Origin of the sequence: Aquella oligotrophica, assembly GCF_002892535.1 — a bacterium.
GTDB classification, from domain to species: domain Bacteria; phylum Pseudomonadota; class Gammaproteobacteria; order Burkholderiales; family UBA11063; genus Aquella; species Aquella oligotrophica.
This window is the reverse complement of record NZ_CP024847.1, coordinates 2,310,240-2,335,032: the sequence shown is the minus strand read 5'-3', so window position 1 is coordinate 2,335,032 and position 24,793 is coordinate 2,310,240. Positions and strand designations below refer to the sequence as shown.

General features: G+C 35.9%; 19 protein-coding genes. 12 read left to right on the top strand and 7 right to left on the bottom strand.

The window, feature by feature from the left end; all coding sequences use genetic code 11:
* Positions 1–8: 8 nt before the first annotated feature.
* The gene (locus CUN60_RS10620) at positions 9–953 is read left to right on the top strand and encodes a HoxN/HupN/NixA family nickel/cobalt transporter (protein ID WP_102952018.1); all 945 of its coding nucleotides are present in this window, start codon (positions 9–11) and stop codon (positions 951–953) included.
* A 7-nt stretch (positions 954–960) separates the two neighbouring features.
* Here the strand turns inward: CUN60_RS10620 and CUN60_RS10615 are convergent, their stop codons facing one another.
* Positions 961–1,281 (bottom strand): RCC1 domain-containing protein, encoded by a 321-nt coding sequence (locus tag CUN60_RS10615; protein ID WP_102952017.1) that lies wholly within the window; start codon positions 1,279–1,281, stop codon positions 961–963.
* A complete protein-coding gene (locus CUN60_RS13000) occupies positions 1,269–3,533 on the bottom strand; it encodes an RCC1 domain-containing protein (protein WP_158649394.1) in 2,265 nt (754 codons plus the stop codon). The genes CUN60_RS10615 and CUN60_RS13000 overlap by 13 nt, the downstream gene beginning before the upstream one ends.
* Before the next feature lie 997 nt (positions 3,534–4,530).
* Here CUN60_RS13000 and CUN60_RS10600 point away from each other — a divergent pair.
* From CUN60_RS10600 to CUN60_RS10585, 4 genes are all read left to right on the top strand, one after another.
* A complete protein-coding gene (locus CUN60_RS10600) occupies positions 4,531–8,016 on the top strand; it encodes an exodeoxyribonuclease V subunit gamma (RefSeq protein WP_102952015.1) in 3,486 nt (1,161 codons plus the stop codon).
* A gap of 31 nt (positions 8,017–8,047) precedes the next feature.
* The gene (locus tag CUN60_RS10595; RefSeq protein WP_102952014.1) at positions 8,048–8,989 is read left to right on the top strand and encodes a LysR family transcriptional regulator; all 942 of its coding nucleotides are present in this window, start codon (positions 8,048–8,050) and stop codon (positions 8,987–8,989) included.
* A gap of 186 nt (positions 8,990–9,175) precedes the next feature.
* Complete coding sequence (locus CUN60_RS10590; protein ID WP_102952013.1) at positions 9,176–10,102, top strand: LysR family transcriptional regulator; 927 nt, start codon at positions 9,176–9,178, stop codon at positions 10,100–10,102.
* Between the two features lie 65 nt (positions 10,103–10,167).
* Complete coding sequence (locus CUN60_RS10585; protein WP_102952012.1) at positions 10,168–10,947, top strand: M15 family metallopeptidase; 780 nt, start codon at positions 10,168–10,170, stop codon at positions 10,945–10,947.
* A 5-nt stretch (positions 10,948–10,952) separates the two neighbouring features.
* Here the strand turns inward: CUN60_RS10585 and CUN60_RS10580 are convergent, their stop codons facing one another.
* From CUN60_RS10580 to CUN60_RS10560, 5 genes are all read right to left on the bottom strand, one after another.
* Entirely contained in the window at positions 10,953–11,462 is a 510-nt protein-coding gene (locus tag CUN60_RS10580; RefSeq protein WP_102952011.1) for a surface-adhesin E family protein, read from the bottom strand.
* An 83-nt stretch (positions 11,463–11,545) separates the two neighbouring features.
* Positions 11,546–11,833, bottom strand: coding sequence for an HU family DNA-binding protein (locus CUN60_RS10575; protein WP_102952010.1), 288 nt, complete (start codon positions 11,831–11,833; stop codon positions 11,546–11,548).
* Between the two features lie 223 nt (positions 11,834–12,056).
* Complete coding sequence (locus CUN60_RS10570; protein WP_102952009.1) at positions 12,057–12,704, bottom strand: trimeric intracellular cation channel family protein; 648 nt, start codon at positions 12,702–12,704, stop codon at positions 12,057–12,059.
* The gene (locus CUN60_RS10565) at positions 12,698–13,798 is read right to left on the bottom strand and encodes a hypothetical protein (protein ID WP_102952008.1); all 1,101 of its coding nucleotides are present in this window, start codon (positions 13,796–13,798) and stop codon (positions 12,698–12,700) included. The genes CUN60_RS10570 and CUN60_RS10565 overlap by 7 nt, the downstream gene beginning before the upstream one ends.
* Before the next feature lie 4 nt (positions 13,799–13,802).
* Positions 13,803–15,692, bottom strand: coding sequence for a lytic transglycosylase domain-containing protein (locus tag CUN60_RS10560; protein WP_102952007.1), 1,890 nt, complete (start codon positions 15,690–15,692; stop codon positions 13,803–13,805).
* Between the two features lie 268 nt (positions 15,693–15,960).
* Here CUN60_RS10560 and CUN60_RS10555 point away from each other — a divergent pair, with 268 nt between their 5' ends.
* From CUN60_RS10555 to CUN60_RS10525, 7 genes are read left to right on the top strand one after another with little or no spacing between them, the layout of a single operon-like run.
* The gene (locus CUN60_RS10555) at positions 15,961–19,053 is read left to right on the top strand and encodes an efflux RND transporter permease subunit (RefSeq protein ID WP_102952006.1); all 3,093 of its coding nucleotides are present in this window, start codon (positions 15,961–15,963) and stop codon (positions 19,051–19,053) included.
* A complete protein-coding gene (locus CUN60_RS10550; RefSeq protein ID WP_102952005.1) occupies positions 19,050–20,390 on the top strand; it encodes a TolC family outer membrane protein in 1,341 nt (446 codons plus the stop codon). The genes CUN60_RS10555 and CUN60_RS10550 overlap by 4 nt, the downstream gene beginning before the upstream one ends.
* Positions 20,391–20,408: 18 nt before the next feature.
* Positions 20,409–21,656 carry a glutamyl-tRNA reductase gene (gene hemA, locus CUN60_RS10545; RefSeq protein ID WP_102952004.1) on the top strand — a complete coding sequence of 416 codons (1,248 nt, stop codon included), beginning with the start codon at positions 20,409–20,411 and terminating at the stop codon, positions 21,654–21,656.
* Positions 21,657–21,661: 5 nt separating this feature from the next.
* Positions 21,662–22,744, top strand: coding sequence for a peptide chain release factor 1 (gene prfA, locus CUN60_RS10540; RefSeq protein ID WP_102952003.1), 1,083 nt, complete (start codon positions 21,662–21,664; stop codon positions 22,742–22,744).
* A gap of 15 nt (positions 22,745–22,759) precedes the next feature.
* Positions 22,760–23,407, top strand: coding sequence for an HAD-IB family hydrolase (locus tag CUN60_RS10535; protein ID WP_102952002.1), 648 nt, complete (start codon positions 22,760–22,762; stop codon positions 23,405–23,407).
* 8 nt (positions 23,408–23,415) lie between these two features.
* Positions 23,416–24,030 (top strand): 16S rRNA (guanine(527)-N(7))-methyltransferase RsmG, encoded by a 615-nt coding sequence (rsmG, locus tag CUN60_RS10530; protein WP_158649393.1) that lies wholly within the window; start codon positions 23,416–23,418, stop codon positions 24,028–24,030.
* Positions 24,024–24,791 (top strand): ParA family protein, encoded by a 768-nt coding sequence (locus CUN60_RS10525; protein WP_279639067.1) that lies wholly within the window; start codon positions 24,024–24,026, stop codon positions 24,789–24,791. The genes rsmG and CUN60_RS10525 overlap by 7 nt, the downstream gene beginning before the upstream one ends.
* The last annotated feature ends 2 nt before the right edge of the window (positions 24,792–24,793 follow it).

The following is a 24,793-nucleotide window of genomic DNA, read 5'->3' as shown; positions in this document are numbered from 1 at the left end:
TCAGACAAATGTCGGCAAAAAAACTACTTTTACTCCTTGGTGTAATTACTTTAGCGGTATGGTTACTTAATTTAACCGTTACACTCGGTAATGTAAAGCTGTTATCACTGGTGTTTATTGCTTTTACCCTTGGGTTACGTCATGGATTTGATGCTGATCATATCGTCGCAATTGATAATATCACCCGGAAATTCAATTCAGAGAATCGAAAAAGCTATACAACAGGCTTATTTTTTGCTCTTGGGCATTCGACAATTGTTTTTGTACTTACTTTATTAATAGTGCTTGGGGTTATTCAATTTAAAGGTTCATTGGGAAATATTGGCGATTATGGTGGCATAATAGGTACGGTTATTTCGGCTACTTTTCTGTTTTTAACTGGATTCATGAATTTAAGGTCTTTATTTCATGCTTCAAGTCATTCGCATAATCATCCACCCGCTGGTGGGATAATGAGTTTTCTTACGCGGAAAATTCTAAATCTTGTTGATCGTCCATTAAAAATGTACTTGGTTGGCTTTCTCTTTGGACTTGGCTTTGATACTGCTACCGAGATTGCCTTACTTGGTATTGCAGCTAGCTCAGCTTTAAGTGGTATTTCTATTTGGAGCATCATGTTACTACCGATTTCTTTTGCTAGTGGCATGATACTTACCGATTCATTTGATAGTATCTTTATTTCCAAGCTATATGGAAGTTTTAATACTAATCAGCAAAAATTATTAATCTATAACCGGATTATGCTTTTCTCAACTGCAATACTGGCATTTATTGTTGGTTTCTTTGAGTTAGCTAGTTTCATGGCTACTAGCAGTTTCGGGATTAGCAAGATTCTTGCCAAAGGCAGTGATTTTCTAGATGCTTATTCGGAACAAATCGGCATTGCTATTGTTGTTTGGTGTCTTATTATTTGGTGTATTTCAAAATATAGAAGTCAAATATCCAGAATATAAATTTCTGTTATTTACGGGCTTTATTTTTATATCGTGTTGTTGCTTCATCTTGATTGATTGCACCTTCGACAATTTGAGGTGTTGTTTTGTAATCTCCCTTTTGATCTATTCCTAGCTGTCCATATTCATTATTTCCCCAGCAGTATACTTTATTATCAGTTGATACACCACAGGTGTTAGCTGTTGAAGAAGCGCTTATCATTTTAAAAGAAATGTCTCCGGCGACAGCAATAGGTATATTTGATGATAAAAGCGTTCCATTTCCAAGTTGCCCATACTGATTACTTCCCCAACACCACGCGTGATATGTGGTATCTATATTGCACATGTATAGTTACTTCCCGCAGTAATGTCAATAAATTTTCTTGTTGAATAGACACTCTGTGGTGTACTGCTATTATTTAGTGTGTTGTTACCAAGTTGCCCAGTGGAATTTATTCCCCAACACCACGCCTTTCCTGTTGTATCAATAGCACATGTATGGCCACTTCCGCAGCTTGGATTAGATGGTCCATATGAGCTAGCACCTGATGTTACAATCATTTGAAATTTTGTAGCTCCGCTTAATACCTGCTGGGGAGATGATAGATATTGCTCACTATTCTGACCATTGCCAAGATCACCGCCATATTGAGCACCCCAGCACCAAGCAGTGCCTGAGTTATCTATTCCGCAACTAAAGTATTGCCCGGCTGAAACCGTAACAAATTGATGATTCCCACTCACTAACTGTGGAATTGAATTATATAGTCCTTCAGTTGGTGTTTGACCATTTCCCAATTGACCACAGTTATTCTTACCCCAGCACCATCCGTTATTGTTTGTATCTATGCCACAAGATTGGCGGTATCCAGCCGAGATATTTGTGAAAGTATGATTTCCCTGAACAGGTGAAGTGGGAAAAGCTAGGTTACTATTGTTAGGTAATCCAAGCGATCCATCTTTACCATTTCCCCAACAATAGGTTAGATTATCAATTAAATTTATTCCACAAATATGACCATATCGGGATGATATTATACTAAATTTCATGTTTGTATCGACTGCTTCGGGTGTTAAATCCGGATTTGCTTGACTGCTTGATATTGTCCATCCCCACCAGTAGGGAACATTGTTTGTATCAAGTGCACTAGTTTGATAGAATGCCGATTGAACATTAACTTTATTTAAAAATACAGTAATATCTGTACTAGCTGGTGTTGGCGAGACTTCCCCCGTTGTTGAGAAAGAAATTGTATAGTCTCCAGCTACAGTGCCGGAGTTGATTGCAATATAACAGCTAGGTGAAACAAAGCTTAGCTGACAACTATTACCATTAATAAAATACATATTGCTAGGTAGTGAATTTATCCGATAGGTTTGTGTTCCTATTGCAATTTGGGTTGATAAATTAAATACAGCATAGAATACTATGGCATTTGATATTGAATTAATTGTTGGTGTTCCATCCGATTTACTTGATAAAGTCGCAGATACTGTTGGTGTAGGAGTTGGTGTAGGAGTTGGTGTAGGAGTTGGTGTAGGAGTTGGTGTAGGAGTTGGTGTAGGAGTTGGTGTAGGAGTTGGTGTAGGAGTTGGTGTAGGAGTTGGTGTGATATTTTCTGTAACCGGGATTTTTTCTTCAACAGTATTTTGTCCATTATTATAAATTGTTGTTAGAGATGTTATTGCTGTAGGAGTATTTGGTGGGGTAAGTGTAATTTGTGCCAAGCCATATTCATATGGAAAAAGGTTGCCAGTAGCGAATTGAATTATAATATTTGGGCTATTTGAAAGTAATGCAAGTTGTGTTGCTTCTTGGTTTCCTATGTTTGCTAATGCTAATGGTTGAGAAGGGTATTCTTCTGTTAGGTTTAGAACAGCGGGGTAGCTAAAAAGTATTGCTTCATTAGTAACAGTTTTTAACTGATATGTGATTGAGCCAGTTTGAATATTTGAAACTTCCCCAGTCATTGATACTTCAGACGTCTGAATATTGAAGTCTAATTCTTGCACTGACTGTGGTAGTGTCATCATAATTGAGAATGTATCACCCAATTGTAACTGTTGGTGATTGATTAGATTATTACTAATTGGATACTGATTTGGTAATGGTTGATTGTTTTTATCAACTAAAGTTATCTGGTTTAATATTCCAGTATTTAATGACCCAATAATGCCTGATACTATAATGTACTTATTTGAATTTAAGATTTTGTTGTAGTAATAAATCGTTATTCCATTTGGTCCGGTATATGAATTCTGAATACTAGGTTGGATACCAATTAACAGAGATGTTTTTGTTGTGGTTGATTTTTTAGCGCTTGATAACTGACCGCTACTAACGCTTATGCTAAATGCTCCAGCAGTGCTTCCTTTATTAATTTCAAAAGTTAGTGTGCAGCTTGAGTAAGCTTGTATTCTTGAGCATTTTTTTATGCTGTCTGATTCAATAATAGCCTCAGAGCCAGATGCAATACTTGTATCTATATGATATTGAAGATTTGTAATTTCATAATTTGTTGGATTAAATACAACAGCATTAACTTTGCCATTATTCGTATTTGAATTTGGTAGTATATATGGAGTTATTATTTCCAATGATTCAATATTGGAATAGTTGGTATTATTTGAAGTACCACCTTGGCTACAGCCAATTAGGGCAAATGCAAATAAAATAAGTGGGGGTAGGGATAAGTTTTTATTAATTTTATTAAATAAAATGAAAATATTAAATCCATATTATTATAACAGATTTTCATAATGCTCTTTGTTAAAAATAAAGTTTATGGTTGTTGTAAAATTATTGAATCCTTGGGTTGATATTGATTAATCTACTTAGAGTAGTCAGTAATACAAAAATGCATGAATAATATACGTATTTAGCCATTTACATACTTTATGCTTATAGGTATAATACCATCTATAAAACGAATTAAGATTTGTATTTTTGATAGTTTGTAATAGATTAACATAAATATTTAATTACTGGCAAAAAGTCGGAGTTGTAGTTGTTTAATCAATTTAGCTTTTGCTATTTGTGATGATGGCATGTTAGTATTAATTGAGATATCGAGATTTTGACTAAGCATATCAACATTAGTTTTTCTGAAAAAAATTCAAGCGAGACATCCGGGTTTTCATTTAGAAATTCATCAAGATGGCATTATATGATGAAATCAAAGTTGGTGGCAATGCAACTCTAAGTCGGACATGTACTTTCAATAATAGATTGAAGGTTAGTCAAGTTATTATAAATTTTTGTCGAGCTGGTATAATTTCAACATTTGTGGAGTTAAGATTAACTAATTTTATTCCCAGACTCCTTTGGTATAAATGTAGCTAAGTTACCAGATACTTCGGTTTTTTTTGTTTATCCACAAAAGCTGTGGATATCTCTGTGGATAATTATTTTTTATTTGGCTCTATTCCTTGTTATAACAAGGTTTTGTTTGATCTGTTGATAACTTTTAATGTGCTAAAAAATTAAATATAACAATATGTTGCAAAAAGTCAAGCTAAAAAATAATTTAAAATATTTCTTGACAAATAAGCGGTGGATAACTTGATAATAAAATCAACGTTTCGGGCAAATTTTATGGAAAAAATTTCTAATAATATAATGTTTTTTCAAAGTAGTCAGCTTGGAGAGGAAAACATATCTCCGGGCTTATTTGATATTTTTTATGCACATCTGAGTGAGTCTAGGCGTAGTAGTATTTTTAGCAAATTACAAGTAATTGTACCCAATCATGCTTTTGCCGTATATCTACGTGATCGGGTGACTAAAGCTGATGGAATCTCGGCTAATCTTGATTTTGTGGTACTTGTTGGTACGGTACTTGAAAATATTTATCTTGAGAATAATCCTGATGCCCAATTATTTGATTTTAGACAATCGCGCTTTATTATTTACGAATATTTATTAAATACCAGTTTTGATGATTTAGAAGAATCTGAAGAGTTAAAAAATTATATAATAGTTGATGGAGTGATTAATAAATTCAGGGCTTACCAGTTGGCAAGCCAGTTACAACAAATTTTTCACGAGTATCTTTATTTACGAACACATGAATTAATTCATCTTGAAAAGGCAAAATTACCTCACTGGCAGAAACAGATATTTAGACACTTATCTGATTCTATTGGCAGTCGGAAATTATTTATAGATATTTATCAATATTTCATTCAGCTTGATTTAAATGATAATTCTCTCAAACTACCAGAACGTCTGTATCTGTTTGGTCTAACTTCGGTATATCCGTCGCAGCTTGAAATAATTATCAAAATTAGCCAGAAGATTCCTGTTTACTGGTACTATCAGCCGTGCTCGTATGAGTATTATGGAGACCTTTTATCTACAAAAGCTCGCTCAAGCCTTGAGCAGAAATTGCTTCGTAAGCCTGATTTGAGTCTGGATGATTTATATCTGCTCGATGGTAATCCACTACTGGCAAATCTTGGGCAGCAGTCGCGAGAATTTATTGAATTACTTCGGGCTAATGATGTTGAAGTTTACAGCTTTAATACTGAATTCAGTGAAAAAAAGCAAGCAGCTACAATGCTTGAGATCATTCAGGATGACATTCGTAATCTAAAGTATCGGGTACGAAATGAATATCGTTTGAGTAAAGATAATCTGTTTTATATGGATCCAGTCAAACTACTTTCTGGATCTGATGAATGTGTTTCTGATCTCCCTAATGGTAAAACAAGCATTAAGATAAATATCTGTCATAACAGGATGCGTGAAGTACAGGTTCTTTTTAATGAGCTATCTGATATTCTGTCTGACGGTTCCGGAATTATACCTCAAGATATTCTTATTACAGCACCGGATATAGATGACTATGCTACATATATTCGAGCAGTATTTGATAATGAAACGGCTTATACTTCATCTGGCATTCATCTGAAGATTCCATATCATATAACCGGGCATCGTGAGCAAGGTGATTACAAGGTTCTTGAAACCTTGAAGTTACTGTTAAATTTGCCTTATCAATTGCCAGTTAATTATCTGCTTGAGTTATTGATGCAGACAGAAATAAGGGATAGTCTTTTTCTTGATAATGATGATATTGAGACAATAAAAGGCTGGTTTATTGATAACCGGGTTAATTTTGGTTTTAATGAAAAAGATTACGAACCTTATGGTTATCAAAATTTTTCGGTACATAGTTTTAAGACTTTATTGCAAAATATTGTTAGTGGTGCTTGTCTTAGTGAAGATGTGCTGATTTCAGCTAATCATGTTCCCCTTTATCGGTTTGCAGAAGTGGTCGTGGTGCCTTATGACAATATTGATAGTGGGCAAATTGAATTATGTAGTAAGCTGATTGGGTTAATTGATCTTTTATTCAGGATCCGGGAATTCCTTTATCTTGAACATAACTTGTATCGTGAGTTTTCAATTGACGAGCTACATGAGGTTTTTGCTTTATTACAAGAGCAATTATTAAATAATCCTGAATCAGGACTATTATTAAATAAATTTATCGGCTCAATACTGGATATTAATTCAGAGATTAAAATAAACCTTTTAATTGTCAATCAGATAATTGATGATTATATGTCTGAAATTAAGAATAAAATCCGTTTTGAGAGTAAAATTACCTGTGCTTCATTACAGTATATGCGAAATATTCCCCATCGGGTAATTTATATGTTGGGGCTTAATTTTGGTGAATTTCCAGCAATTTATCAACCTAATCAGTTAAGTATCCTTGCCAAAGAGTGGCATCTTGCTGATCGTAACTATAATATTGAGGATAAGCAAGCTTTTCTGGATACAATACTTTCTGCACGCGAGCGGTTGATTATTAGCTATATTGGGCGAAAAGAAACTGACAACAGTGAAATTAAGCCCTCACCGATATTGAGTTTATTCATGAATGTTTTGGGGCAAAGTTTTACTAATTTCTGGGATGAGGGAGATCCTATGAAGCCTAGGTATAATTACAGAAATATTATTTATCAGCACTCATTGCATCCGTTTTATAATAACCATAGCTTCAATTATTCGGAATTTTGGCAAAAATTAGCTAGAATTACTACAGAAAAAGCACAAAATTTGCGTTGGGAATTTAGTGGAACTCAACAAATTAGTCTTACTAGTGAACAAAAGCAGATTTTATACCAGCCAAAATTAGTCGATCTGGTTGCGACTTTTTGTTATTCCAATCGAAACTTATATCGGACATTGGGAATCAATACTTTCATCAATGAAATTGAGCTGGAGGATAGAGAAAGTATCGCTATTTTTGATCGTAATCTGGCTAAAGAAATATTTAAATTTTTTGAATGTTATTTGCAAAAGGCATCATTATCAGAGTTGTCTGAATATTTGCAGGCAAAAGGAGTTCTTGCATATGATCATATCGGAAAATTACAGTTTGATTATTATGCTAGAATTTACCAATTATATAAAGCAAATTGCGGAAATAGCTTAAACAAATTTTATCTTGAGTACCCTGTGACTAAGGGCGAGGAAACCATTGACATTATACTTCAGGATGAGGTATTTGTCGAAGGTAATGCAATAATAATTACTCCAGGATTTGAGCAGATTAGTGATCGGGAATTACCCACTAAGCTGGAAGAGGTTAGCTATTCGTTGAAAATCCGGGCATTAATTTGTGGTCTTTTGTTGCAATGTGATGTTAAATTTGACGCTGGAATCAAGCCAGATAGTGTAATAATCAGGCTGATCCGTAATAATGCTGAAATTCGTAACTTTCCTGTGTATGTACAGGAATCATCAAGTCTTTTTGATATGGTTATTAAGTATTATTTGAGAAGTTTGACATATCCAGTATTAATTCATAAGTCAGCAATTGCTGAATATGCGAAAAGAATTAGCGAAGTTGATAGGAAAGGAAACCTCAAAAACACCCGTGAAGATTGCCTGCGACTTGCAAAAGCTAAATATTTGGTTGATTTTAATAATTTTGAGCTAGATGGTTTGCGTGAGGACATTATTTTCTCATCAATTGCTGAGGATTACTTTGAGTTTATAGATAGTAGTGGTTCTATTAATGATATAGCCCGGATTGCTGAATTATTAAGTCATTTACGTGGTTAATATTGGTTAAAGTATAATTTATTGGAATAATATGCTTGAAGATATTTTTCTTTATGTCAAACTTGTTGATTCTGGTGGTTTTGCGGAGGTTGCCAAATATATAGGGATAAACCAGTCTACGGTTAGTCGGCGAATAAAAGCACTAGAGAAAGAACTAGATACCATACTTATCAAACGAAATACCAGACAGTTTGAGCTTACCCCAAAAGGGAAAGTTCTTTATGATAATTTTAGGGGGCAGGAACAATACGTTGAAGAGCTGCTGTCCAAACTTTACCAGGAAACGACAAATGTCTCCGGGACACTGAATGTGGTATTGCCAGTGGCATTTGCAAGTTATGCAATTACCCCTTATCTTGGCGAGTTTATTCGGAACAATCCTAGATTTAATCTTAATATTTACTACCGCTACTCTGAAATAAATATGGTGAAGGAAGCAATTGATTTGGCAATAGTCTCTTTTCTTCCGCGTGGAGTTTCATTAAAACCACATAAAATCCATAGTAGTAAGGGTATTATCTGCTGTTCTAAAGAGTACATAAAAAAATACGGAACTCTATCTGGATTTGAACCATTAAATCGAAATACCGCTAATCAGTTGATAGATGAAGGCAAGCATATAATTGTAACGCCGATTTTACAGGAAGATACTAAACCGGGAACGACAATTATTTATAATGAAAAAACTGGTGATGAAATCAGGGTTTCAATGCCAGCGCGGCTAGCGGTTAATAATTTTTTGCATGCTAAAATGCTCGTGTTATCTGGTACTGTTATTGCTGGGCTACCAGAAGATTTTATTCGGGAAGAGCTTGCCACTGGTGAAATAATTCGGTTGTTGCCTGATTATAATATTGGTTATGTTGACTATTATTTAATCAGTAATATTAAAGAAAGTGACAGACGTTATCAGTTATTTTATCAATTTATTAAAGAGTGTTTAGATAGATTGACTATTAGACCTCTTTCCTAACCTGCTTCTTTAACTCTTATACGTTGTCATAAAGACTTCTGCGATACTCATGTACTTACGTACGTGTACACTCCGTTTCTCAAAGTCCTTATCCCCTAGTCTAAGAATGAAATAATGGGTTATGAAAGAACTCTATTGACTAAAATTGAATCAAATTTTGCATAAGTAGGGAAAGAAAGTGGTTATATGTATGATGAAATCCTGATTTTTATAGATTTGGTAAATCGTGGTGGTTTTACCGAAGTTGCTCGACATTTGGATATCAATCAATCCACTGTTAGTCGTAAAATTCAGCAAATTGAGAAGAAGCTAGGTTTAATCCTCATTAAAAGAAATGTTCGTCAATTTGAACTGACTGAACATGGTGAAAAGTTATATAGTCTTTTCAAGGGTTATAATGGCGAAGTTAGTCGCTTATTGGGGTTTCTAAATAATGCTGATGAAACTATTCAGGGTAAACTTCATGTTGCGTTACCAATAACATTTTCCCGTTATGCAATTAGTCCACATATTAGTGAATTTGCTCGGAAAAATCCCAAGCTTAGGTTAAAACTTCATTTTCATCATAATGAAGTTAATATGTTAAAAGAAAATTATGATATTGTAATAACCTCGCATGTTCCACGACAACAAACTCAGAAATTGAGAATTATTCATAAAGTTAAAATTATTTTGTGCTGTTCCCGTAAGTATATAGATAATTTCGGGCTGCTATCCGATTTTACCAGTGTTGATAAACATAATTTTCTTTGTCAGTCAGTGGCAAGTAATACCATGTTTAATGAGTTATCGATGTTTAGAGAGTCTGATAATATTAAAATAGGAAATATTAAGATTAAAAGTAATATTCACCTTAGTAATTATATGCATGCCAAGATAATTATAAAAAATGGAGATTATATTGCTGCCATGCCAGAAGAGTATATAAAAAGTGAACTAGATTGTGGTGAATTCATTCGGATTCTACCAGAATATTATTTTGGTTATATTAATTTTTATTTACTTAAAAACATTGAAGATAGTGATGCGAGATTTATAAAATTCAGGGAGTTTATTGATGATTGTATGAGAAAGTATTTACTCATATCTGCTGAATATCGGGAGAATGTTTAGTTATAAATGGCAAGTATTATATGGTAAAATTTTTGTAGATGGTTTTTTTTAGGGGGCAGCATTAATTGAACAATAAATTAAGCAGAAGATGTTTATTTCTATTCTTATTGTGTACTAGTTATAATATTTATGCAGAGGATGATGCTTATATTTCAATAGTGGATAAACGTCCTAGTGATATGATCAATGTAAAGGATGTTATTCCTGAGATTCAGGTAGACATGCGTTATTTTGGTAGTTATAATTTTGTTGGTAAGCCTATTGTTGATTATAAGAAGCCAGTATGTCTTTTGACTCGGAAAGCTGCATTAGCATTGAAAAAGGCTGAAGATAAGTTGGTTCAATTAGGATTAACTTTTAAGGTTTATGACTGTTATCGCCCGCAAAATGCAGTAGATAGCTTTGTTGTTTGGGCAGAGTCAATTGGTGATACAAAAATGAAACAGGTATTTTATCCTGCGGTTGATAAGAAAAATCTTTTTCGTGGAAACTATATTGCCTATCAATCTGGGCATAGCAGGGGGAGTACGCTAGATCTTACTATTGTTCCATTAAATAGCATAATACCTCCTTATCCGACTAATAATAAATTAAGTAATTGTAATTTGAACATAAAGCAGCGACCTGCTGATAATAGTCTTGATTTTGGCACTGGGTTTGACTGTTTTAGCCCTGCATCACATCCGGATTACCTTGCTATATCACCACAAGCACGCGCTAACCGCTTGTTACTAAAGAGCTTAATGAATGAAGCTGGTTTTCGCCATCTGGATAGTGAATGGTGGCATTTTACCTTGCGTGAAGAGCCATATCCCGAGACTTTTTTTAATTTTCCGGTTGAATAGAATTATCAATAGCCGATTTGCCGATTTTTATCCTGACAAACATAATTATATTGTAGTTCTGCAATTGAACCACTACTAATATTTATTGGTTGCGTGCTATTAAAACTATAAATTTTAATTAATTTGCCAAAATCATCATAAATGGCAGTATTTGCAATATAGTATTGTTTTGTTGCACAGTCCATATTCCACCATGATAGACTGTATTTATAATTACCAAGTGCGCCACTTGATGTTTTAGGGGGGCTGTTCGTAATCGTTTTACGATCCTGAAATTTTACTTTATTATCAGTTTTGGTAATGCTGGATTCACTAACTTCGACTGCAATTTGACCATCTTGACTAGTTCCCAAATATCGCCAATTATCTGTAGTTCCACCTGGAATTTGCTTGGCTGGTACTTTAGGGACACTACTTTTTTTCCCTTTATATGATTTACTGCTAGATTTGGTTGCACAACTACTTAAGCCCAGCATTAGGCTAATAAGAATAGATATTGTATAAATTTGTTTCATTGACCCTTACCATATTGCGTTAATATCTATTTTGAAATAAAAAAAGATGCTAAAAATAGCATCTTTACAAAAGAAATTTTAAATTATTTCTTTTTCCCAGATGCAACAGCTTCTTTCAAAGATTTACCTGGTTTAAACTTAGGAGTAACCGTTGCTGCAATCTTGATCTCTTTACCTGTTTTAGGGTTGCGACCAACACGAGCAGCACGAGCAGCAGTAGAGAATGAACCAAAACCAACTAGAGTTACTGTATCACCAGATTTTAGTGCTGCAGTTACACTATCTACAAAAGCATCAATAGCTTCACCAGCTTTTACTTTAGAAATGTCTGCTTTTTTTGCTATCGCTTCAATTAGTTCTGCCTTGTTCATAAAATGCTCCAAAAAATTAATTAAAAACATATACAGACATAGTTATACCAAAGCCTGTAGGCTCTGTCAAATTGAATTTGCTAAAAAAAAACAAGATTTTCATAAGTTGCTGTTATGAAATGCTAAAAATACTGCGACAAAAAGCTATAGAATCCAAATTTTTTATGTAAATCAGCTGCTTTTATAAATTTTTTATTATTTGTGCTTTTAATGAAAATTTAGCTCAGGTTTTAATTATAGGTAGTTTCCAGCCATATTTTACACTTAGTATTCTTAATGCAACCATAAATAATACCGCAATAAATGCTGCCAGAGCATGAAGCATCATACTGCCTAAAGCTATATAAAGAATTCCTCCAAGTAGTGACACTGTAATATACAACTCACTGGAGAATACTAACGGAACCCGGTTAGCAATTACATCGGCAATGATTCCACCTCCAACAGCTGTCCATATACCCATTATGATAGCAATTGAGAAATTTTGTCCCATTAGAAAAGATTTTTCAATTCCAGCAAGACAGAACACCCCTAATCCGATGGCATCAGTGATAAGAACCAGTTTATTTAAGGTTCGGCTGGTTAACAGCCTAGTATTAAAGGAACAGAGAATGAACGTTGCAGCTCCAATCGCAATACTTAGCCAGATGTAAAAATGACTTTTTATCCAAAATACTGGAGCATTTAAAATAAGATCCCGAAATGTTCCACCGGCATTGGAAATTACAAAAGCCAGTAATAGTGCTCCGGTAATATCCATTCTTGAGTCTATTGCGCGCAGTGCGCCGCTGATGGAACAGGCGGTAACTCCGCAAATCAGAAAAATCTCAAGAAGCGTATTAATGTGGTCTATATATTGAGTGCTTAACATATGCTTGCCTTGACATTATTAATTGTTTCTAATTGCCATTTATAAATGCGCTCAATTATATCATGGTTTGCTATTTTGCTATTTGTTAGTTGTTTTGGAATATGGCTTAACTCCTTCGCAGAAGCTAATAGTATCTTTAATTCAAGTATTTTCCATTCTTCTGTATGGTCTGTACTTAGATACCATTCTAAATTATTGACAATTTTTCTAAACTCTTCCAAGTTGCGTAAGGCTCGGACTCTTTTTAATAGCTCTAAAATTTTGTGACAGTCTGGATTGATGGTGAGATTGTCATAGATATACTGAGTATAGTGGATATAATTAATCTGGCTTTTATTCAAAGTCATTAATCTTATTTTTTCGTGAGCTCTTGCGCACAGTATTGCTAAGCTTGTATATTTTTGCAGTGTTGTTGTAGCTTTATGCAAAAAATAAGTTAGTTTATCAAGTCCGAACGAAGTTGGTATTAATAACAGATTTGGAAAAAAAACCTCCAAATTGCCACTTTCAGATAAGATACTGAAGAAATTGTTTGAGAATTTGCCAGCACATGCTAATTCAAGCTCGCGCACTATTCTTTCCCGGCTGACATGCAACCCTGCTTTTTGATTAGCCATTTCTTTCAATAATAACATTGTTTCTGGTGCTACATAAAAACCAAGTGTTGCAGAAAATCGGGCAACTCTTAGAATTCGCAGCGGGTCATCTTTAAATGCTGGAGAAATATGTCTGAGAATACCTTCCCGAAGATCTTTAATTCCGTTATACGGGTCTATCAGGTTTCCCGCTGAATCCTCGGCAATTGCATTAATTGTAAGATCTCTACGCGATAAATCTTCTTCTAGTGTAATCTTTGGGTGGGCATTAATGGCAAAGTCCTGATGCTTATTCCCAATTTTTATTTCACTTCGGGCAAGTGCGTATTCTTCATGCGTTTTTGGGTGGAGGAAAACCGGGAAAGATTTTCCAACCTGCACATATCCCTGCAAGAGCATTTCTTCAGGTGTTGATCCTACTACGACATGATCACAATCTGTTGGGGTTAGACCGAGCAATGTATCACGAACATAACCACCAACTCTATAAATTTTCATTGCTTTATTGAACTACAGAACCATCACCGATATTATTATCATCATCGATGATATAGGTAGAGTCTTTGGTATTCATACGGTTTAGATAGTCAATCAGATCAACTTGTTTGCTATTACTTAGTCTGGCATCATAAACAATCTTGTTGGTGAGAACTTTCTGTACGTAATCTCGAGTGATCTTAAATGGAATCAGTTCAATCTGTACTCGATTATCTAAACTATTAAATGCCTGTTGCCAGCGGTGTGCACGTCCCGGACCTGCATTATATCCCGCAGTAGAATAGATAATATTGTTGCCAAATTTATCATATAAGTGTCCTAAATACCATGAACCAAATTTTATATTGCAATCATAGTTTTTGTAACAGTTACTTGAGCCAGTTTTCTTGGCAATATAACTTGCAGTACCTGGCATGATTTGCATTAAACCTACACCACCATCAGCGGCTAAGGCGTTAGGGTTAAAACGGCTTTCTTGTCTAGTAACTGCCATTGGGTAGCTCATGCTAATATTGTATGATTGGCTATAGCGTTTATACTGTTGGCTAAAGAGAATCGGGAAACTCAGACTGGCATATTTTGAGCCACATTTATTCCCTGCATAGATACCCATTTCATTCCAACCCATATCTAATGCAGTTTTACTAATAATACCGATATCACGTTCATTGGATTTGCCAATTATATAATAAAGACTTTGAGTTGCAAGTCTCACTAAGTAAGCATTTCCATTCTTTTTGCCAATTGTGTATAAATTAAAACTTATACTTGCATCCTCAGCATAGTCAATGCTCGATAATTTGCCACTGGGTGGGTTAGCTGTTATGTCTGGTGACTTATGTAATTCAGATTGAGCAAGTAGTGAGTAATAGCTATAATCACTAGGAATTTTCTGAAGTTCTTCTTTGGCGGCATTTTTATCCCCTAAGCTACTTAGTGAGTATGCTTTCCAGTATCGCCAAGTTGATTTTTCTTGTAACTTTGTTGGCATCGAATCTATGGTGTCAAGGACATCCTGCCAGCTGCTACTCGCAAGATATGTCCGTACGCGCCACTCATAATCATCATCGGATAAGTAATCATTACTTCCATTGTCGATGGCTTTTTTTGCTAAACTGAACATCTGTTTTGCTGCCAAGTTGGCCGCAATTTGATTAAATAAATACTGTCTGGTAAATTTGTCTGCACCTGAATTAGCTAATTCAGTATATGCCCGGTCTGGATCTTTTATAGCTAGATTGGTAATTCTATATACTATCTGGTAGCGGTTACTCAAGCTGGAAGCGGGGATACTCGAGGAGAAATTAACTTTGGCATAATTGAAGGTCGTTGCCAATTGATTGAACTGTGCGGTTTGACCATTACTTACGAGGTTATAGAGAAAAGGCTGTAAATAACTTTTACTAAGGCTGCCATCATTTAGTCTTGATGCAACTAGTGATACACACCAAAGAGGCATTTTATTACTAGTTAGCCATTTATAATTACTTTTATCTGTTACTCCGTTGGATAAAGCAAAATTTGCCGTGTCATAGCCACAAGTTTCATTAACTGAAGCCTGCTTGGTTGGTAAATTATCATAGACGGCGATGTATTGTTTCCAGCTTTGATTATTAAAAAAGTAGGTGAGGAGTTGGTGCATTAAATCTACACTAAAATAATTATCATCTCCGTATTTGTTGACTAGATTAACCGCTGGTTCTGGATTGTTTGAAGCCAGATTTGCCGCAGCATTGAAGTAGCCTATTATTATATCATTAGGATTAGTTTGTTTCAGGTAAGCCAGATTGCTGGTGCTGTTTTTTGAATAGTACTGACTGGCATTTAGCCATTGTGTGCTGGAGGCGAAGGTGCTACTGCTGATTATCATTAAACTGAATACTAATTTTCTCATCAAATTTATCAAGCCTTGTTTCTATATAGTCGAATTTATCTGCTCAAGTCAATTAGATTTTTAGTGCGCTTGACCCGATATTGCTTTAACTGTTGATAACAATACCGACTCTTTTAACGTAAATTCATATCTAGTTGACGAACATAAGTACACTATTATTATACATTATTTGTTGTATGGCTTAGGTAAAAATGTTGCATGTTTCTCGTGGGGTAGATCTGTTATAATAAGGACTTTATCGACAATATACTTAAAAGGTCATCTCTGCATGTCGCTTAAAGATTTTAATCTATCTGAATGGGCATTAAAAAATCAGCCATTAGTCAAATATTTTTTGGTCATATTATTTGTAATGGGCATTCTTAGTTATACCGAGCTGAATCAGAAAGAAGATCCTGATTTTACTATCAAGGCAATGCTGGTATCGGTCAAGTGGCCTGGGGCAACTGAAGCTCAAATGGAAGAGCAGGTGGTTGATAAGATTGAGAAAAAATTACTTGAATTGTCTACACTTGATTATATTTCTTCACAGATTACTCCCGGAGCGGCAATAATTACTGTGAATCTTGGTGATACAATTCGTGGACAAGATGTTACCGACTCTTGGTATCAGGTTCGTAAAAAGATAAGTGATATAAAGGCAACGTTGCCCTCTGGAATACAAGGACCATTTTTCAATGATGAATATGGCGATACCTATAGTAATATCTATGCGTTTAGTGCTAATGATTACAATTATGAAGAATTACGCCGTATCATTGAAGATGTAAAGCGTGAGTTTCTGACTATTGGTGGTGTCATGAAAGTTGATCTGATTGGTAATCAAACTGAACAGATCACGGTTAACCTTTCGAGTAGCCGTCTTTCCTCACTAGGGGTCAGCTTACAACAGGTTTTAACTGCGATTCAGTCACAAAATGCCGTTAATGCATCTGGTAGTTTCACTACTAAAGGCGATGATATTCCTGTCCGGGTTACGGGTAATTTTGCAACGCTTGAAGATGTGAAAGGGCTCCCCGTTGCCGTCAATGGTAAAATTTTCCGTCTTGGGGATATATCAGATGTCAAAAGAGAGTTTCAGGACCCTCCAGAAACTCTTGTGAGAAATAATGGTAAACAAGTTATCCTTCTGGGGGTAGTACCAAATAAAAATGCGGATGTGATACGGACTGGTGAAGAGGTTGAGGCTCGCTATAAGGAAATAAAAAGTAAGCTTCCGGTGGGTGTTAGCGAGGCAGTTGTAAGTGATCAGCCTCACGTGGTCAGAGAAGCGGTAAATGAATTTGTTGAAGCTCTTTTTGAAGCTATTGCGATAGTCTTGATTGTGAGCTTTATCAGTCTTGGTTTTAGAACTGGTATTGTTGTTGCGATCTCAATTCCTTTGGTATTATCGGTTACTTTTTTGATAATGAAAATATACGGAATTGCTTTACAGCGGGTTTCCCTTGGTGCTCTTATTATTGCACTGGGACTATTGGTTGATGATGCTATCATTGCTGTAGAAATGATGGTTTTGAAGCTTGAAGAAGGATATGATAAATTTCAGGCTGCTACCTTTGCCTATACCTCGACTGCCTTTCCAATGCTGTCGGGAACTTTGATTACAGTAGCAGGATTCCTGCCCGTTGGGTTAAATGATTCAACTACTGGAGAATATGTCTTCTCTTTGTTTGCGGTTACGGGAATTTCCTTGGTAGTTTCATGGGTGGTGGCAGTAATCTTTACTCCGTATTTGGGCTTTCATCTTTTGCCCGCAGAGAAGCTGAAGCAAAAGGGCGAGCAGCATCATGGCGGTGATATGTATGCGACTCCATTTTATAATAAATTCAAAAATTTGTTAAATAATGTAATTAATCATAAAAAAATTGTCGTCATCGGTACTGTTGGTATATTTGTTTTTGCACTCTTTATGTTTAAATTATTTGTTGCCCAGCAGTTCTTTCCTTCTTCTGATCGCCCAGAATTAACTGTTGATATGTGGTTGCCACAATCAGCATCCATTTATAATGCTGAATCACAGGCAATTCGATTAGAAAAAATTGTGATGAAAGAAAGCGGTGTTTCTTCTGTTACTACCTTTATTGGGCAGGGAATTCCTCGTTTTTATCTATCCCTTGATGTTCAGCAGCAAAATGCAAATTTTGCTCAATTACTGGTTATGACTAAGGGTGGTGAAGAAGAGCGCGATAAGGTACGCGCAAAGCTTCAAGGCATACTTAAACATGAATTCCCTGATATTCGTGGACGGGTAAACCTCTTAGAAATGGGCGCTCCAGTCGGCTATCCTGTTCAATTCCGGGTTTCTGGGCCAGACTCACAGCGTGTTATGCAAATTACTGAACAGGTAGAAAGCATTATGCGTGCGAATCCTAACACTCTTGGGGTTAATGTTGACTGGGGTGAGGATCTACGTTCAATGCGCGTGGTTGTAAATCAGAGTAAAGCGCAACAGGTAGGAATATCCTCAACGGATCTTGAGCAGCAAATTAATATGCTATTATCTGGCTCTACGATGACCTATTACTTTGAAAAAGATGAGACGATCCCATTAATAGCTCAACTGGATAAAACCGAGCGGGTGCAAGTAAATAATCTTACCAATATGATGATTCAGACTGCAAATAACTTTTTTGTTCCAGTGGGACAAATAGCTAAAGTCGAATTTTTTTCTGAAGCTGGTAAGAAATTTCGTCGCAATCGGGTACCAACTGTAACCGTTAGGGCAGATGTTGTTGATGGTGCCGAAGGAAATGATGTCGCTTTACAGATTTATCCAAAATTACAAGAGCTTGAAAAAACTTTACCTCTTGGTTACCATATCCAAATTGGTGGTAGTCTTGAATCATCTGCTAAAGCTAATGGACCGATAGTCAAAATGTACCCAATTATGGCGCTTGTGGTTCTTACTTTATTGATGCTACAATTAAACAGCTTTAAGCGGACTATGCTTGTTGTTGCTACAGCTCCGCTTGGAATGATTGGCGTGACTCTGTCATTGATATTACTTGATCGTCCGTTTGGTTTTGTTGCGACATTGGGTGTAATCGCATTATTTGGAATTATTATGCGAAATTCTGTTATTTTGATTGATCAAATTGAATCAGACATAAAATCAGGCGAGACTCCGCTTGAGGCAATAAAAATGTCGGTTCTTCGCAGATTCCGCCCAATTGTTTTAACTGCAGCCGCAGCAATTCTTGGAATGATTCCTCTGGTTAAAAGCGTATTTTGGGGACCAATGGCTGTTGCCATGATGGGAGGGTTATTTATTGCAACTTTACTAACTCTAATTTTTTTACCTGCTCTATACGCGTGGACATATAAGATTAGTGAAGTGTCACCGATGGGGAAATTTGAATGAAAAAGAAACTACTAATAGCACTGCTCCCAGTTCTTTGTTATAAAGTTAGTGCTTTTGATCTTGCCTTTGCCTATCAGGAAGCGTTAACTTATAATGCAGATTATTTGAAAACTATTGCCAGTAATGACGCGGGGCAGGAGCAAAAAAATATTGCTATGGCAAAGCTATTGCCACAGATCAATGCTACCGGGACTTTAAGCGAAAATTACTTCAATCAAAGTGGCAATTATGCCTTATATAATCAGGGACTTGTCAGTGCAAGTCTTACACAGGTTGTATTTGATTTTAGCAAATTTTCTTCTTATAGTAAGGGTAAATATGCTGGAATGGTAACTGAGCTTCAGCTTGAGAATGCTAAACAACAGTTGCTAGTAACAGTTTCGCAGGCATATTTTGATGTTTTGTATGCCAAAGATACACTAACTGCAATTCAAAAAACTAAAGAAGCCCTAGAAAAGCAGATGAATCAGGCAAAAAGAGCTTTTGAAGTGGGGAGTGTTACTATTGCTGATGTTAATGATGCACAGGCAGGTTACGACTCTTCTGCTGCACAGGAAATTCAGGCAACTAATGAGCTTATTAATAAGAAAAATATTTTCAGAAATTTAACCGGTCTTGATCCTGAGAAAATTCAGCCAATTAAAGATTCAATTAATCTCGAAAGCCCAAAACCAGCTAATGCTGATAGTTGGTCGGTAATGGCTGAATCTGGCAATCTAAATGTACGCGTAGCGGATAAGCAAGTTGCCATGGCTGATGAAGATGTAAATATTGCTATCTCTGGACATTTACCGACGGTTAATGTTGTTGGTAATTATCAGTACCAGGGAACTGGAAATCTTGATAGTAGTACTCTAAATACCAGTAATGATGGCAGTAATGTTCCTGGTACACCATTATCTAGTTACTCTGTTGGTGGTGTTGGTGCTCAGTTAAATGTGCCTGTATATCAGGGTGGCGGGGTTAATGCCCAAGTGCGTCAGGCTCGTGCCAATCTTGTTGCTGCAAAACAGCAAATGGTTAGCGTAGAACGGCAAACTGATCAGAATACTCGTAACACATTCTGGCAAGTACAAAATGGCGTAAGTATTGTTAAAGCCCAGCAGACAGCATTGAAGTCAGCAAAAACTAAGTTGGACTCTGATCAGCTTGGTTATCAGGTTGGAGTTCGAAATAGTGTCGATTTGGTAAATTCCCAGAAAAACTATTATCAGACTTTCCAGACTTATCAGCAATCGCGTTATCAATATCTGATGGCTCGGGTGCAGTTGCGCTATTTAAGTGGTTCAATAAACCCAGATTTTGTTAAACAGATTAATCAAAATATTAAAAATTAAATTACATAGAAAATATTTATGTTACAACCAGTAGTCTTTGGACTTAATTATCAAACAGCAGATTTTGAATTACGGGATCGCTTGGCGTTTGCTAGCGAAGAAGTTAGCCATGTTCTTAAACGATTAAAAAAATCCGGCATTGTAAATGAGGCTTTGCTGTTATCGACATGTAATCGGACCGAGTTATATTGTACTGCAAAAGATATTGATTTTGTGATTAATTCCTTATGTGATATGCATAGTGTATGTCCGCGTACAGTTAGGAATCATAGTTATATTTTGCACGGTGAAGAATGTGCCCATCACTTGTTTCGCGTGATTTCCGGGCTTGATTCGATGGTGCTTGGCGAAAGTGAAATTGTTGCCCAGATAAAGGGGGCAATGGATCTTGCTCTTGAGAGTGACTCACTTGGTAGTCAGTTGTCTGGTTTATTTCAGATGGCATTAGCAATTGAGAAAGAAGTGCGCTACCATACTTCAATCAATAATGTGGCTATTTCGATGGGACATGCTGTTGCTAATTTAGTTGAAAGTGCTCTTAATAAGCTTCCCAACTCCAAAGTGTTATTTGTCGGAGCAGGGCAGATGATGCAACAGATTGCACCGCATTTCAATTATCTTAATCTGGGGCAAGTGACTGTAGTCAACCGAACTCTAGCTAATGCTGAGACTCTTGCTGTAAAGATTAATGCTAATGCCGTTGATCTTAATCGGTTACCAGAAATCGTGAGCGATTATGCCGTTTTGGTATTATGCTGCTCAAGTAATCATCTACTCATAAACGAAAATATTTTACTTACTGAAATTGAAAATAATATTCCAAAGCTGATTATTGATTTATCAATGCCACTTGTTGCTGATAAGAATTTAAAAAACCATCAGAATATACAATTAGTAACAGTAGATGATATTGCGGCATTGGTTGATGTTGGTATTGAGAAACGCAAGCTGGCTGCGGCTGCGGCAGAAGAAATAATCTCTGGTAAACTTGATGATTACCGAGCATGGCAACGTAAGCGGGGCTTATCGCCTTTAATTAAAAGACTACGTGATGATAGTGATTCCATTCGTAGAGAAAGCCTTGCTGCTGCAGAAAAACAGTTATTAAATGGTGAATCACCAAATGATGTAATGCGCCAGTTATCGATTCAGCTAACTAACCGCTTACTACACATGCCAACAGTAAAATTATGTAGCAGCAATGAACAGCTACAAGATAATTTGATTGATTTGGTAAATTATCTATATGGATTAGAGGCTAATTAATTGATATGAAGCAAAGTGTAATTGATAAATTAAGTATTTTGACCAAAAGACAACAGGAGTTATCTGATTTACTTTCTACTCCAGAAGTAACTGATGATATGCAGCAATTTACCAAATTAAATAAAGAATATGCTGAGTTAACGCCAGTTGTTGATAAATTTAAAGAGTATCAGAAATCTACCGATGATTTGAAAACTGCCGAAGAGCTATTATCTGATCCGGAAATGAAAGATTTTGCTCAAGCGGAAATTAGTAGTGCCAAAGAGCGAATTGAGCAATTAGAGCTTGATTTACAGAAGCTTCTATTGCCTAAAGATGCCAATGATGACAAAAGTATTTATCTTGAAATTAGAGCTGGTACTGGTGGTGATGAATCAGCATTATTCTCGGCAGATTTATTTCGGATGTATTCAAGATATGCAGAACGGATGGGATGGCAGGTTGAAACTATTTCTGCCACTGATTCCGATTTGGGAGGCTATAAAGAGATAATTGCCCGGATTATTGGCGCAGGTGTCTATGCACGGCTTAAATTTGAATCAGGCGCGCATCGAGTACAACGTGTACCAGTTACAGAATCTCAGGGTAGGGTTCATACTTCTGCTTGTACGGTTGCGATTATGCCCGAAGCTGATGAGGTCGCTGAGGTAGAGATTAACCCAGCTGATTTAAGAATTGATACTTTCCGTGCTTCTGGTGCGGGTGGTCAGCATGTAAATAAGACTGATTCTGCAATCAGGATTACCCATCTTCCAACTGGGATTGTGGTTGAATGTCAGGATGATAGATCTCAGCATAAAAATAAAGCACGTGCAATGTCGCTCTTGGCAACTAAGATAAAAGATGTTCAGTTACGCGAACAGCAAGCTAAGGAAGCGGCAGAGCGTAAAAGCCTGGTTGGTTCCGGTGATAGGTCAGAGCGGATTCGGACTTATAATTTCCCGCAGGGACGAATGACGGATCATCGAATTAATCTTACTCTTTATAAGCTTGAATATATCATGGATGGCGATCTAGATGACTTAACCGGAGCGCTTATTGCAGAACATCAGGCTGAACTTCTTGCCCATATGGGTGATAATAACTAAAGATTGATAGTATTAATGAGTAAAGATTGCCAGATAGTTGCCTATTTTGATTTTGATGGAACTTTATCAAATAAAGATACCCTTATTCCATTTCTTATCTATTGTGTTGGTATAGTAAAGTTTATTGCCTATTTACCAAGACTATTTCCTGTTGTTATTTGCTATTTGTTTAAAAAAATTGATAATCAGGAAGCAAAACAAAGAACATTGACGATAATTTTAAAAGGGTGGAAGGAAGAAGATATTCTTGTTAAGGCAAAAAATTTTGCAACTACGCATCTAAATAAGTATCTTGTTCCTGAAACTTATGCAAAACTCGAGTGGCATCGTGAACATAAGCATCGAATAATATTAGTTAGTGCTAATCTAGCAATTTACTTACGCTTTTTTGCTGAGCTTCATAAGATTGATGATGTTATTGCGACTGAAATTGAAATCGTCAATGGAGTTGCTAGCGGGAAATTGGCTACGCCAAATTGTTATGCTATGCAAAAGGTCATACGAATTAAAGAGTATCTAGAGTCAAATAGTTTAAAATTTGACTACGCTTATGGCTATGGTAACTCGCGTGGCGATCATGAGATGTTATTATTTGTCAATGAACCGTATTACGTAGTATCTGGTGAATTTGAAGATTATCATCAATTAAACCATTCAAAATAGAGTATAAGTTGACTGATATTATTATTGATGCTATTCATAAGCTAGGGATTGAATTTGTTGAGAATCAATTATCTGCATTAAATCAATACGCAAGCATGCTTATAAAATGGAATAAAGTATATAGTCTTACAGCTATTAGTAACCCTCGTCAGATTAAGATACTCCATCTGATTGATGGGCTAAGTATCGTTCCGCATTTGCCAGATAATAACGGCTTTGTGCTTGATGTTGGTAGTGGGATGGGTGTTCCAGGTATAATTATTGCTATAATGAAACCAAATCTTCATGTTACTTTGATTGATAGTAATTCGAAGAAAATTGCTTTTTTGCGGCAAGTAAAGATAGAACTTAGATTAGCCAATCTTGAAATTGTAAATAGCCGGGTAGAGAAATATGATATACAACGGTTTGATATCATTACCTCGCGAGCATTTGCGGATTTAAGCCTTTTTATCTCGCTCACTGAGCATTTATTAAATGATTCAGGCTACTATTTAGCGATGAAATCACAGCAAGCTTCAAATGAGGCTGATAAATTAAATAATTATTCTAGTGAAATTATTAATTTGCAGGTGCCATATCTTGATGCACCACGCGTATTGGTGAAAATAAAAAAATTATGAAAAATATTATTGTTGTCGGAAATCAAAAGGGTGGTGTAGGGAAAACTACTACTGTCCTTAATCTTGCTACCAGTTTATCTTTATTCAGAAAAAAGGTGTTGGTTGTTGATATCGATCCACAGGGCAATGCAACTACTGGTGCTGGGGTTGATAAAAATAATTTAAAGTATAGTGTTTATGATGTTCTGATTAATGATGTTCCAGTTTCAGAAGCTACTGTTGCAGCGAAAGAATGTGGTTTTGATCTTCTTGGTGCAAATCGTAATCTTGCTGGTGCAGAAATTGAGTTGGTAGATCTGGATAATCGTGAATTTCGGCTACGGAATGCACTAAGTAAAGTTGCTGCAAATTATGATGTTATATTGATTGATTGTCCGCCATCATTAAGTTTACTGACAATAAATGCGTTATCTGCAGCAAAGCATATTCTAGTACCTTTACAGTGTGAATATTATGCATTAGAAGGGCTTACCGACTTATTAAATACGATTGCCAGAATCCAGTCAAAATTAAATCCAGAACTTCAGTTATTAGGCATTATCCGGACGATGTATGATAAGAGAAATAATCTTGCCCAGCAGGTTTCAGCACAGTTGGTTGAGTATTTTGACGAAAAAGTCTTTTATGCTAGTATTCCAAGGACAGTACGCTTGGCAGAAGCACCAAGCTATGGATTATCTGCAGTTGCTTTGGATTCTGAGTCAGTTGGTGCACAGGCATACATTCGTTGTGCCAAAGAGTTATTAAATAAGCTAAAATAGAG